Genomic DNA, 13,478 nt, shown 5'->3' on the forward strand with positions numbered 1-13,478 from the left:
CGCTTTCTCTATAGTTATTCTCCCGTGCTATGATGTATCGTTATCTTAACAGACATGCCACGAGAAGACTAGGGAAATTTGCTAAATGTTACATTAATTTTTTTTTGTATTGACATTTAGCCCATTCATGCTAGTATGTTTATGTCACTAGGGGAGCCTAACCGGCTGAGATTGGATCGACAGATCCTAGACCCTCTGAACCTGATCTGGGTGATGCCAGCGTAGGGAAGTGGAGAACGCAGACGATCTTGAGTCCGTTCACTTGTGCTCACAAGCCGCTTCCGTATGACGGAGGCGGCTTTTTTGCGATCATCCACGCTGGAAGAGAGGGCCGCGATGCTGCGGCGTGATCCCGGACGAACTCGATAAGGGAGTGGAATCAAGTCATGTCAAAAGGGTTAAAGCTGACCGACATTTTGGTCACCATCGTCATTGCCGTTGTGTTCGGCATCATTTACCGGGTATGGGGCGATGTGTACAACGTATTTAAAGTGCCCGGCATCCCGCTGGAGCAGCTGATTTACGGCATGTGGTATATGGCTGCGGCTGTCGCCTTCCTCATCATCCGCAAGCCGGGCGTAGCGGTGCTGGCCGAAGTAGCCGCCGCCTTGTTCGAGATGCTGCTCGGCTCGCATTACAGCGTGTCGTCGCTGACTTACGGCATCGTGCAGGGGCTGTGCGCGGAGCTGACCTTCGCGGCGTTCCGCTACCGCAGCTTCTCGCTGCTTGTAGCCGGTCTGTCAGGTATTGCGGCCGCGATTGGCGCATTGGTTATGGACATCTACGGAAATTACTTGACGGAATATTCGCCGTGGCTGATCGTGCAGTATGTGCTGTACCGGTTCGTCGGCGCGTTCCTGATCTGCGGTACGTTGAGCTATGCCTTGGTGAAGGCGCTGGAGAAGACCGGGGTGACGCAACTGGTGCGCCCGGTCAGTCAGGATGATCTGGATTCGCTTGGTCGGTAAACATAAGGAAAACGGGTGAGGGAGCATGACGCGATTCGCGGATAACAAGACGGGCAGTGAGGCGGACCGCGCTGTCTGGGTAAGCGAGCTGCGGCTCAAATTTCCGGGCAGCAAGGCTTTATGGTTCGACCAACTATCGCTAACGATCCGGCCGGGGGAGAAGGTGCTGCTGCTTGGGCCAAGCGGCTGCGGCAAGTCGACGCTGCTGCAAGTGCTGGCCGGACTTGTTCCCGCTGTGATCGAGCTGCCGATGAAAGCGGCCGGCGTCGGACGGCCCGCCTCCTGGGGGTATTTGTTTCAAGATCCGGATACGCAGTTTTGCATGCCGATTGTGGATGAAGAGCTGGCCTTTGTGCTGGAAAATTTATGTGTTCCCCGCGAGCAGATGCAGGAGCGAATCGGAGCGCTGCTGGCCCAGGTCGGACTGGCCGCTGTTGATCCGCGCACGCCGATTGCTTCGCTGTCCGGAGGGATGAAGCAGAGGCTGGCGATGGCTTCGCTGCTGGCGCTGGAGCCGGACGCCTGGTTTCTGGATGAGCCGTCCTCGCTGCTCGATCCCGAGGGTACCCGTGAGATCTGGGACACGGTCAAGCGGGTAACGGCCGACAAGACGGTCATTATCGTGGAGCACAAGCTGCATGAAGTGATTGATTTCATCGACCGTGTGGTGCTGTTTGATGGAGCGGGCCGCATATTGGCGGATGGCGAGCCGGAGCGGCTGTTCCGTGAGCGGCGCAGCGAGCTGCAAAGCTACGGCATCTGGTATCCCGGCGTGTGGAACGATTATACCGCGGACGGCGTGCAGCTGGGGACCGGGACCGGGCTGCGCCGCCTCCCGGCGACGGCGGGCTTGCCGCTTCCAGCCGCCGGCGGGGAGCCGCTGCTCCGGCTGCAGCAGTTCGCAGGCTACCATGGCAAGGAGCGGAAGCTGGCGGCTGCGGGCGCACAGGTGTGGCCGGGCGACTGGATTGCGGTCATCGGCGAAAACGGCGCTGGCAAAAGCACGCTGCTGTCCTCGCTGATGCAGCTTATTCCGACCGAAGGCGACTATGTGCTCGCGAATCGGCGGGTGAGCGGGCTGGACGATGTCGTACATCAGGCGGCGTATGTGTTTCAAAATCCGGAGCTGCAGTTTATTGGCAGCAGCGTATTCGAGGAAGTGGCGTTTAACTTCCGGCGGGACGGGGAGTCGGCGGAGGCTGTGCTAGCGCAGACCGACGAGCTGCTCGCAGCTTTTGAGCTGAGCGGACAGCGGGAGCTGCATCCGTATCAGCTGTCGCTGGGCCAGAAGCGGCGGCTGTCGGTAGCGGCTGCGACCGTGAAGGCGCAGCGGCTGCTGCTGCTGGATGAGCCGACATTTGGCCAGGATGCGGTGAATACGTTCGCGCTGCTGGAGAAGCTGGAGGCGTGGCGGCAGCGCGGGCTGGCGATTGTGATGGTGACGCATGACATGGACATCGTCAGCCGCTTTGCTACGCGGGTCTGGGAGGTGCGGCAGGGCGAGCTGACGGTTGGGGAGCCGTCAGCTCGTCCGGTCGGCAGCCGGCCCGGCCTGGGCGTTAGTCAGGGCGGTGGGCACAAGAAGGCCGCCGGGGAGCTGAATGATCGCGTTGATCATGCTGGCGAAGGACGGCATCACGGCCGTACAGGTCGCGCCAGCGGCGAGCAGGCTGCGGCCTCAGGGCTGACTGAGACCGCAGCTGCGGATGCCATCGGCCCAGCGCTGGCCGGTACGGCCGACAAGGGAAGGGGCTGAGCATCTATGCTGGAATTGCTGAGCGGCCGCACGACCTGGCTGCATCGGGTCAACCCGAGCTTCAAGCTGCTTGTGTCGATGGGAGCCTTTCTGATGGTGCTGTTCACGCATAACATCAATGTGCTGCTGCACATCACCTGGATGTATACGCTGCTGCTGTTTCTGGCGAGCGGTCAGCCGGCCCGGCGTTTGCTGTGGATGCTGCTGCCGTTTGGACTGATGTTTGTGTCATCGGCTGCCTCGATGATTTTGTTCGGCACCGGCGAGACGACCTGGTACCGGTATGGACTGATCCATATTTCGGAGGAAAGCTTTTACCGCGGGCTGCATCTTGGGCTGAAAACCGTCGATGCGGCACTGGTCGGCTTGCTGTTTGCGCTGACGACGAACCCGGTGCTGCTGTTTTATTCGCTTATGCAGCAGCTGCGGCTGCCTCCGAAATACGCCTACAGCTTCATGGCTGCGATCCGGCTGCTCGGACTGTCGGTAGCCGAATATAAAACCTTGCGCGCCGCCTTTCTGGTGCGCGGGGTGAAGCTGCGGCGGGGCGTCCGCGGCTTTGCCGAGTCGGTGCAGCGCTACGCGATTCCGCTGCTGGCGCAAAGCATCCGCCGCGCCCAGCGCATCGCCGTGGCGATGGAAGCGAAGCGCTTCGCTTCGGCGGCGGCCCGGACCTACTATTACAGGGTCGGCTGGTCGGCGAGCGACGGCTTGCTGGCCGGGCTGCTGCTGGGCATGTGGCTTGGCGCCTGGTGGTTTGCCCACCAGCTCCCGCATCTGGACATCACGGATGTGAGATAGGCGGGCAGCTGGGATATGGGTTTCTAATTAGGAAGGGAGACGATGGGATATGATCGCAACATCAAGCTTTTCCGCAGAGCTGAGAGAGGCTGTAAACGAAAGCTGGGAGGCCAGCTTCAAGCATCCGTTCGTGCAAGGGATCGGCGACGGCACGCTGCCGCTGGTGAGCTTCCGCCATTATGTGTTAAATGATGCGTATTATTTATCGCAATTTGCTCGGGTGCAGGCGCTTGGCGCGGCCAAGGCGCATGATCTGCCGACCGTCAGCCGGATGGCGGCCCACGCCCAAAGCACCTATGAAGCGGAGCTGTCGCTGCATGAAAAGTTTTCCGCGCTGCTCGGCATCACGGCAGAGGAGCGCGAGGCGTTCGAGCCGGCTCCAACCGCCTATGCGTATGCCACACATATGCTGAGCACTGCTTACAGCGGCACGATGGGCGACATTATCGCAGCTATTTTGCCGTGCTACTGGCTGTATTACGAGATCGGCGAGCAATTGAAGGATTGTACGCCCGAGGAGCCGATTTACCGCGATTGGATCGCCGCTTACGGGGGCGACTGGTTCCGCGTGCTGGTGGAGGAGCAGGTGAACCGGCTCGACGAGCTGGCTGAGCGGGCGAGTGAAGCCGACCGGGCGCGGATGAAAAAAATCTTTATCCTCAGCAGCCGCTACGAGTACATGTTCTGGGATATGGCGTATACGCAGCAAGCTTGGCCGGTACGATAGTTTCTCCTGCGTCTCTTTATTATTAATAGAAGATATCCAGCAAAAACAGGCTGTTCCCCGTCATTTGTGGCGGTTGGGACGGCCTTTTTTGCGTACCCGCTCCTTTTCTCAGTCGCCCGGACGCTCAGAGCAGCGCCAACCCCCGGTCCTGTGCGCTTGTTCACCACTCTTTCACATTCGGTGTGATTAACATCATAGAGCTGTCTAAACGCTTCCACCTACAATGAGGACATCAAGCAATAGCCCTTTGGGGGGAGGGAGGAATAGATGTATGGCGAACTTGCAACAACATATCAAACGGCCCGTGGAAAAGCAGACGAACGAGAACCACAAGGAGCCGTCCTTGAAAGGAACCTTTGCGGCGGTGATGCTGCTTGGTTTGTTTCTGGTCATCAGCTGGGTAGGCATATTTCTGTTGTATGTCGTGAGGGGTTAGAGAGATCAATCGGCATCGTCCGGAGGAGTTGACAAGCTAATGCATATTCACCGTTTAGAAAAATATTGGCTGATTTTCGGCATTTCGATGCTGTTTGTATTTCTGTCTGTCGTAGGCGTTGGGGCGTTTTCACTCGGCATGGAGCCTCCCGGCGGTCATCGGCATACGGTTGACCCGGAGAAGCTGGCGCAGACGCCGCCGTTCGACAAGCCGGGTCTGCAGAAGGTCGGGGAGAATGAATATGAGGCGAATCTGATTGCGTTTGCGTTTGGCTTTACGCCGGATAAGCTGGAAATTCCATTGGGAGCCAAGGTACACTTCAACGTGACGAGCCAGGATGTTGTCCACGGCATGCAGGTGAATGGCACGACGATCAACATGATGGTCATTCCGGGCGAGGTCAATCATTTGACGTACACGTTCGACAAGCCGGGCGAATATTTGGTGCTCTGTAATGAGTACTGCGGCGCGGCGCATGAAGTGATGATGATGAAATTCATCGTAAAATAGGCTGCCCAACGTGAATCGGAAAGGATGTAACACACATGATAAAGGAAATCAAAAGCTTTGATCGCCGCGATGCCGCGCTTGTGCTGGCCCATATTTTATTCGCCTTCTTCGCGCTGCTGGTCGGCGGGATCGCTGGCGTGCTGCAAGGGCTGGTGCGCGGCGGCATGATCACGCTGCCGATGGGGATCGGCTACTATCAGCTGCTGACTGCGCATGGCGTCCTGATGGCGCTCATTTTCACGACGTATTTCATCATCGGGTTTATTTACTCGGGGGTGGCCCGGACGCTGGGCGGCAAGCTGCTGCCGATTGCGCGTAACTTGGGCTGGCTTGGCTTCGTGCTGATGACGTTTGGCACGCTGCTCGCTACTGTGCTTATTTTGTTGAACAAAGCGACCGTGCTGTATACGTTCTACGCGCCGCTGAAGGCGGACCCGTGGTTTTATGTGTCCCTGGTGTTTGTCGTCGTCGGCAGCTGGATGAGCGGCATCGGCGTATTCCTCAACTACCGGTACTGGAAGCGGACCAATCCGGGGGTAACAACGCCGCTGTTTACCTTCATGGCGGTTGTCACGATGCTGATGTGGATCATCGCGACGCTTGGCGTAGCGATCGAGGTGCTGTTCCAGCTTATTCCGTGGTCGTTCGGCTGGGTCGAAACGATTAATGTCACGTTATCGCGGACGTTGTTCTGGTACTTCGGCCATCCGCTTGTTTATTTCTGGCTGCTGCCTGCCTACATGTGCTGGTATGTGGTCATTCCGAAGGTGATCGGCGGTAAAATGTTCAGCGATGCGCTGGCCCGTCTGTCCTTTATCATGTTCCTGCTGTTTTCCATTCCGGTCGGCTTTCACCATCAGCTGATGGAGCCGGGCATTTCGAATGTTTGGAAATTTGTGCAGGTCGTGCTGACATTTATGGTTGTCATTCCGTCGCTGATGACGGCGTTCTCGCTGTTTGCGACCTTTGAAATGCATGGCCGTTCCGTCGGCGCCAAGGGGCTGTTCGGCTGGTTCAAGAAGCTGCCGTGGAAGGATGTTCGCTTCTTCGCCCCGTTCATGGGCATGGTTGTGTTTATCCCGGCCGGTGCAGGAGGCTTGATTAACGCAAGCCATGAGCTGAATGCAATTGTGCATAATACATTGTGGGTTACCGGGCACTTCCATCTGACGGTCGCGACGAGTGTGGCGCTGACGTTTTTCGGTATCACCTACTGGCTCATTCCGTCCATGCTGGGCCGGTCCATGACGCCGTTGATGAACCGGCTCGGTATTATTCAAACGATTCTGTGGCTGGTGGGGATGTTTTTCATGTCCGGCTCGATGCACACGGTCGGCTTGCTTGGCTCGCCGCGCCGGACAGCCTTCACGACGTACCAGGATCACCCCGATACGGTCATGTGGATGCCTTACCATGTGGCGATGGCGATAGGCGGTATGATCTTGTTTGTCGCGGTTGTGCTGATGGTCGTTAACATTTGCATGCTGATGAGCGCGCCTAAGGGAGAAACGGAATACCCGATCGCCGAAGTGAGCGAGCAGGCGGAGAAAGCGCCGGCGATCTTCGAGCGTTGGGGCGTATGGGTCGGCGTGTTGGCTGCGCTGATTCTGATTGCGTATACGATTCCGGTGCTGGACATTATCAATGACGCGGGCATCGGAGCGAAGGGCTTTAAGACGTGGTAATTTCAGGAGAAGCAGGCAAACCGCTTGGCGGCTTGCCTGTTTTTTTGTTGTTTGCCCATGACAAGCCAGAGCTTGGCCGGTATGACGGCAAGGAGAGGAGGGGAAACGCCCGCCGTTAACACTCCATTAACACTGCTTTGCTATGATCAAGCAGAAAGCCAAGCGGAGCGCCAGAGGAGGACAATGAGGATGAAACAGGGGTTGCATGATTGTTGGGGCGAGCGGCGAATTATTCCGGCGGTGCGCAAAAGCGAGGATTTGCAGGCGGCGTGCCGGAGCGACTGTCCGGTCGTTTTTTTGCTGATCGGGGACTTGCTGACGATGGAAAATTACGTGGGACAAGTGCTGCGTGCCGGAAAGACGGCGTTTCTGCACGTCGATTTTATCGGCGGCTTGAGCGGCGATCCGATTGTCATGAAATATATTAGCGAACGGCTGCGCCCGACGGGGATTATTTCGACGAAGAGCCATTTCATCAAGCATGCAAAGAAAAACGGGCTGATGGCGATCCAGCGGCTGTTTTTGATCGACACGTCGGCGCTGGAGCAGGGGATTCACAACATGGAGCAAAGCGAGCCGGATGCGGTGGAAATTATGCCGGGGCTGATTCCGCGGGCGATTACGCAGCTGCGCAACCGGACTGACTTGCCGATTATCGCGGGCGGGCTGATTCAGGAGCATAGTGAAATCGCGACGGCGCTGCAGGCCGGGGCCAGCGCGGTGTCCATGGGCAACCGCCAGCTGTGGACGTAGGCTCGTCAGGTGGCGATGGAATCAGATGCCGGTTCCGGCTTTACAAATGTTTCACATCCCGCTGATGCTGCGCTAACAAAGCGCTGGTAAAGTAAATAACGTAAGGTCTCAACTGAATAGTTAAGGGTTGGAGATGAGGAGAACACCCTTTATGCAACAAATGGAAGAAGCTGGATTTGGCGCGCCGCTTCCGTTTGATGGATAGAGGGTTTTTTTGTGCTTGTCTCCGAACAAACAACAGGGAAGGAATCGTGATCCATTCCATGAAACGACGTTCGAAATTCGCTAGCTGGCTGACAGTCGCTGCCCTCGTGAGCGGTCTGCTGCCCGCCGGCGCACCCGCGCAGGCAGCTGCGGCTGCCCGCCCCTCGCTGGAAATTCAGAAAACGCTGGCTGCTCCCGTCATTGACGGCAAGCTGGATGATTCCGTCTGGAGCTTGAATCAATCGCTGCTGCACCGGACCGGGGAAGGCGCCTTCAAGGACGCCCGATTCGGCATGCTGTGGGACAACCAGTATTTATATGTCGGCGTCAAGTCCGAGGATGATACGCTGATTTACAGTGCGGACAAGGGATATTGGTTTGAGCAGGACAATATCAACCTGTTTTTCGATCCGACGGGTCACCGGTCGGCGCCGTTTGCGGCGGGAGACCTGCAGCTTGGCTTCGTGTACCAGCCGGATTCAAGCACGCCGCTGTTTAATTTCGGAGCTGCAGCGAACGGTCAGAGCGCCAAGGACCAGAAAAAAATATTGCGCGCCATCGACAAAAACGCCAGCGGCTGGACGCTGGAGGTCGCAATTCCGTGGGAGTTTCTGAGTGTCGACCCGGTGCTGACGGAGCAGTTCGGTTTTAATATCGGCGTGACAGACCGCTACGATGCGGATGCGCCGGCGAAGCAGCGGAACAGCTATTGGAGCGCCTTTAACTCATCGTCCTTCTGGAACGATACGACAGGCTACGGCGATGTGGTGCTGGTGGACAACGCGCCGGTGGGCGGAACGGTGAATCCGGTGCTGCTGGAAGACAATTTCGACGCTTATGCGCCGGGGACGATTCCGTACGGCTGGATTTCCGATGTGAATGCCGGCAGCAATTCGTTCACCGTCGTACAGGATACATACGGCAATGGACGAATGACCTTCGACGGCAGAGCGTCGGGCAAGCAAGCTCGCATGACGGCGCCTGTCCAGTGGGACAACTACACGATTGAGGCCGATGTGCGATTTGAAAGCGTGCTGGACTCCGGCCGCTGGGCGTCGCTGATGTTCCGGGGCGCGCCAAACGGCAAGCAGCCGTACAACCAGATGGCGATTCGTCAAAACGGCAAATATGAGGTAGCTTACCGGACACCGGAAAATGCGTGGAAGGTCATCGCAAACGGCGACTCGACGCCGCTTGCTCTGAACAAGGACTATACGATGAAGGTCCGGGTGTATGACAACAATGTTAAGGAATATATTAAGCCTAAGGAGGCGGCCGACTACACGCTGCTGATCGACAAAAGCTTCAACGCCGATCTGCTGGAGCGGGGCAAGATTGGGTTCCAGGCGGACCAAAGCAAAGTATCCTTCGATAATCTGAAGGTGACGCGCATTACGGCGGAGCGGATGAACGTGACGCTTCCGACGACGCTGGAGGCGCTTAGCGGCAGCGTGTCGGTGACCGGCAGCGTCTATTATTCCGACGGCGTTACAGATGCGGTGTATGGCGAGCGGCTGAAGCTGTATTCGTCGGATGCAGGCGTGCTGCGAATCGTGGATCAGAAGCTCGTGCCGCTGAAAGCGGGCAAGTCGATGGTGCGGGTCCTGTACGGCAACACGTTGTCGGTTGCCCAGGAAGTGACGGTGACCCCGTCGGCTGTCGGGGCGAAGGTCGTTGCGCTGCGTCATGCGGACGGTTATATGCTGGCTGATGCCGGACAGCCGCTGTCGCTTGGCGCTGTCGAGCTGGAGGCCGACCTGAGCGACTATAGCACAAGCGTGATGAAGGGCGATGCCTTGATCTGGTCCGCCAGCGATGCTTCCGTGACCGTTAGCGGCGGTGTGCTGAAGGCTGCGAAAAAGGGCGTCTACACGTTGACCGGGACAAAGGACGGCGCGATGATCAGCCTGCTTGTTGTCGTGAAGCAGGCCGGCGATCGGGAATACGTGTTGTACGAAGAAAACTTCGACACGCTGACTGACGGCACGCTGCCTGCGGGCTGGACACGCAAGGAAGGTACGACCGCTGCGGCGGCCGTCGTCAAATCAGGTGCATTTGAGCTGAATGCGCTCGCTTCTCCGGACAATCCGTCGCGTGTGCTGCTGCCTGCGTACCTGGAGAAATTCGGCGATTACAAAATCGAAGCCGCTGTGACGCATTTGAGCGCCAACGATGCGGGCCGCTGGAACTCGTTGATGTACCGTGTTCAGAACAACAACTATCCATACTACCAAATGGCGGTGCGCAAGGATGCGACAGCTGCCAATGGCGTCGAATTTGCTGAACGGACGCCGGCCAACGGCTGGAACGTCATGGATCGCGGCGTATTCAGCGAGGTGCTGGATGCGGACAAGCTGTACCATTATACGGTTAAGGCGAAGGGGAACCGGGTGCAGCATTTTATCAATGACAAGCTGATGATTGATACCGATGCGGCGACCGCTTATGCGAAGGGCGGCATCGGCATTCAGGCAAACGGCAGCCGCACCCGCGTCGACAACATTCGGGTGACGCTGCAGCAGGACGCGCTCCCGCCAATGGCTGCTGACCGCTTCGTTCAGGTAGCGGAGCCGGACAGTAAAATTTCGATGGCGCCGTCGATCGTCACCGAAATCAACAGCCTGGAGGCGTTGGCTGGCTTGACCGGCTCTACGCTGCCTGCGACCGTCATTTTGCATCTGAACAGCGACCTGCAAGTGACGGATGCCTCTGGCAAGCTGGCGATTGGCAGTCTGGATGCGGTGCTGAACGTCATCGACAACCGGATGATGCCGGCCTTCTACGTCTCCGACAGCGCGACCGTCGATCGGCTCGTGGACGATTTGCAGAAGCGCGGTCTGGAGGATGCGTTTGTCATCTCTGCGCAGGGCAGTCTGATCAAGCAGGCGCGGGCGGCTTATCCCATTTTGCGCGGAATCGTCGATTTCAGCGGCCGAGCTGCTGTGACCAAGGATGATCTGCTTGACATTCGCCGCGAAACGACGCTGGGCCAATCCAAAATCGCGCTGCTCCCTTCCGGCGTTACCTCGCGTGAGCTTGTTGCACATTTGCAGCAGCGGGCGATTGTTGTCTGGACGAAGGATCAGTCCGCAGCAGCTACGAAAAATGTCGCCTTGCACACCCTGATTACCGCAGGCAGCAACGGCATCGTCACCGATTCTCCCGCTGCGCTGGCGGCGGCGTACAAGGTGTATGATCATGAAACGACGCTGATCCGCAAGCCTTACATGATCGCACACCGGGGCATGCCGGCCAAGGGCGCGAAGGAAGGCGCTCCGGAAAATACGCTGCTCAGCAACCAGCTCGGACTTGAGGCTGGCGGCGACTTTATCGAAAACGACATTTTCCTGTCCAAGGACGGCCGCTTGATGATTGTTCATGACAAGACGTTAAACGGCACAACAAACGGGACCGGTCTTGTCGAGGACTATACGTATGAGGAACTGCGGAAGCTGGATGCGAACCAGACCCATAAGGATCAATACCCGAGCTTGCCGATTCCGACGCTGGACGAGCAGATTGAGCTGGCCCAGTCGAAAAACAAGATGGTCATGGCTGAAATTAAAACGTCGACGCCTGAGGCGGTTCCGGTATTTGTCGAGCTGCTGAAAACGATGAAGGCAGAGGACGATGTCAATGCGATGTCCTTTGATGTGAACCAGCTGAAACGGCTGGCCGAGCAAATGCCGACCATGCCGCTGGCGCTGCTGGCTGGCGGGTATGACACGGAAACCAATGTCAACAAATCGCTGCGCGAGACGCTGAAGCTGGTGCAGCCGCTGAATTCGACCTTTAATCCGGGTTACCCGGGGCTGGGGTCAAAGTTCATGGAGGCAGCCAAGCACCGCGGGCTGATCATTTCTCCGTGGACGTTCAACAGCAAAGCGGAATACATCCGTTTCTTCAAAATGGGCGCTTATGCGATCACAACCGACTATGCCTTCTGGTCCTCCGACTGGGCGGCAGAGATGCAACCGCAGCAAATGAACTACGAAATGAAGGCAGGCGAGAGCCTGGACGTGACGGCGGTGGTGTACAGCTATGCCGAGGGGCGTTCGGCCATCACAGCTCCGCAGCTTGTGCTGCTGGACGGACAGCCTAACGTTAGCGTAGAGGGAGCGCGGATTACGGCGAAGCAGCCGGGCAAGGTTCATTTGCTGCTGCGCCACACGACGAAGATCGACGAGAACAACCAGTATGATATTTATTCCCAGCCGGTGACGGTGGACGTGGTTGGCACGGATGGTTCCGGAGGTTCGAGTGGCGGTTCAGATGGAGACTCGGACAACGGAACTAGTTCTGGCGGAACAGGCAGTACGCCGGTTTCAGGTGGAGAGCAGCTTGCACCGACAGCCAAAATTACGCTTGAAGCAAAGGACGGTAAGCTTGATGCGGACGCCTTAAAGCAAGCCTTGACTTCTGCGGCGCAAATTGAAATCAAGTCAGCGGGCGGACAGCTGGAGCTTCCGGCAGCGGCGCTGTCTGATGCTGCCGGCGCAGCCGGTGACCGCGTATTGACTGTAACTGGTGAAGGTGCAGCCTACCAGCTGCCGTTGTCTGTGCTTAAGCTTGAGGCGCTTGCGCAGCAATTAAACAGCACAGTCACTGAGTTGACGATCCGTATTGACATGCAGACGCTGAGCGGCAGTGAGGCGGCAAGTGTTGAGCAGGCGGCTTCCCGTGCAGGTGTCCGTCCAATCGCTGGCGCCGTTGAGTTTAACGTGCAAGCGGTGGGCAAGGATGGACGCTCCGTCGAAATTCGATTCGGCACGACGTATGTAACACGCGAGTTGACACTGAACCGGACTGTTGATGTGAAGAAGGCAACCGGTGTGCAATTTATACCGGAAACAGGCGAGCTGCGGTTCGTGCCAACTGTATTCGTGACACAGGACGGCGTGATGACCGCCAAGCTGAAACGGAACGGAAACAGTGTGTACACAGTAGTTGAGCATGAGAAAAGCTTCGCTGATCTGGCTGGGCATTGGGCCAAAGCCGACGTTGAGCTGCTGGCTGGCAAGCTTGTCGTAGACGGCGTCAGCGCTGACCGCTTTGACGGCGACCGTGCGGTTAGCCGGGCTGAATTTGCCGCACTGCTTGTGCGGGCGCTAGGCTTAACGACGACTGCAGGCAAAGCAGACTTTAGCGATGTGGCAGCGGACGTCTGGTATACGGGCGAGGTGGCGGCTGCGGTGACGGCCGGCTTGGTGAACGGCTATGAAGACGGCAAGTTCCGTCCGCGGCAGTCGATTACCCGTGAGGAGCAAGCAGCCATGATTCTGCGCGCCTTGTCGTATGCAGGCACGAAGGCGGATGTATCTGCGAGCAGACAGGCAGCTGTGCTTAACGCTTATACGGATGCCGAGCAGCTTGGCTGGGCTAAGGCCGAAGTGGCGGCAGCTATCGAGGCCGGACTGATGAACGGCATGACCGCTGCGACGCTGGAGCCGCAAGGCGAGGCGACCCGCGCTCAGGCGGCTGTGATGATCAAACGTTTCTTGAGCAAGGCCGGATTTGTCAACTAGACGCAGCGTTTGGTTAGATAGGGATGAATGGACAACCCGGGGCATTATCGCCCCGGGTTGTTTGCATAGGCGCGCATCGCGCATGGCGCAGCCGGATTGGTCGGAGAAGCTGC

Annotated in this window: 9 protein-coding genes and 1 riboswitch; all 9 genes read left to right on the forward strand. The window is 57.8% G+C overall.

Features of this window, described 5'->3' with window-relative positions; genetic code table 11:
- The first annotated feature begins 139 nt into the window (after window positions 1-139).
- A riboswitch (TPP riboswitch) is annotated at window positions 140-245 on the forward strand.
- 141 nt (window positions 246-386) lie between these two features.
- The 9 genes from AC6ROY_RS16515 to AC6ROY_RS16555 all read left to right on the forward strand — a co-directional run bounded on the left by AC6ROY_RS16515 (window position 387) and on the right by AC6ROY_RS16555 (window position 13,365).
- On the forward strand, window positions 387-968 hold the full coding sequence (locus AC6ROY_RS16515; RefSeq protein ID WP_500101669.1) for an ECF transporter S component: 582 nt from the start codon (window positions 387-389) through the stop codon (window positions 966-968).
- A gap of 25 nt (window positions 969-993) precedes the next feature.
- Window positions 994-2,724: an ABC transporter ATP-binding protein gene (locus AC6ROY_RS16520; RefSeq protein WP_500101670.1), complete on the forward strand. Its 1,731-nt coding sequence runs from the start codon at window positions 994-996 to the stop codon at window positions 2,722-2,724.
- Between the two features lie 6 nt (window positions 2,725-2,730).
- Entirely contained in the window at window positions 2,731-3,525 is a 795-nt protein-coding gene (locus AC6ROY_RS16525; protein WP_500101671.1) for an energy-coupling factor transporter transmembrane component T family protein, read from the forward strand.
- A 49-nt stretch (window positions 3,526-3,574) separates the two neighbouring features.
- Window positions 3,575-4,252, forward strand: coding sequence for a thiaminase II (gene tenA / locus AC6ROY_RS16530; protein WP_500101672.1), 678 nt, complete (start codon window positions 3,575-3,577; stop codon window positions 4,250-4,252).
- A gap of 271 nt (window positions 4,253-4,523) precedes the next feature.
- Window positions 4,524-4,688: a cytochrome c oxidase subunit 2A gene (locus tag AC6ROY_RS16535; RefSeq protein ID WP_500101673.1), complete on the forward strand. Its 165-nt coding sequence runs from the start codon at window positions 4,524-4,526 to the stop codon at window positions 4,686-4,688.
- A gap of 39 nt (window positions 4,689-4,727) precedes the next feature.
- Window positions 4,728-5,198: a cytochrome c oxidase subunit II gene (locus AC6ROY_RS16540; protein WP_500101674.1), complete on the forward strand. Its 471-nt coding sequence runs from the start codon at window positions 4,728-4,730 to the stop codon at window positions 5,196-5,198.
- A gap of 35 nt (window positions 5,199-5,233) precedes the next feature.
- Entirely contained in the window at window positions 5,234-6,883 is a 1,650-nt protein-coding gene (locus AC6ROY_RS16545) for a b(o/a)3-type cytochrome-c oxidase subunit 1 (RefSeq protein WP_500101675.1), read from the forward strand.
- Between the two features lie 189 nt (window positions 6,884-7,072).
- A complete protein-coding gene (locus tag AC6ROY_RS16550; protein ID WP_500101676.1) occupies window positions 7,073-7,636 on the forward strand; it encodes a glycerol-3-phosphate responsive antiterminator in 564 nt (187 codons plus the stop codon).
- Window positions 7,637-7,899: 263 nt separating this feature from the next.
- The gene (locus tag AC6ROY_RS16555; protein ID WP_500101677.1) at window positions 7,900-13,365 is read left to right on the forward strand and encodes a glycerophosphodiester phosphodiesterase family protein; all 5,466 of its coding nucleotides are present in this window, start codon (window positions 7,900-7,902) and stop codon (window positions 13,363-13,365) included.
- The last annotated feature ends 113 nt before the right edge of the window (window positions 13,366-13,478 follow it).

This window comes from Paenibacillus sp. sg306046 (genome assembly GCF_059821225.1).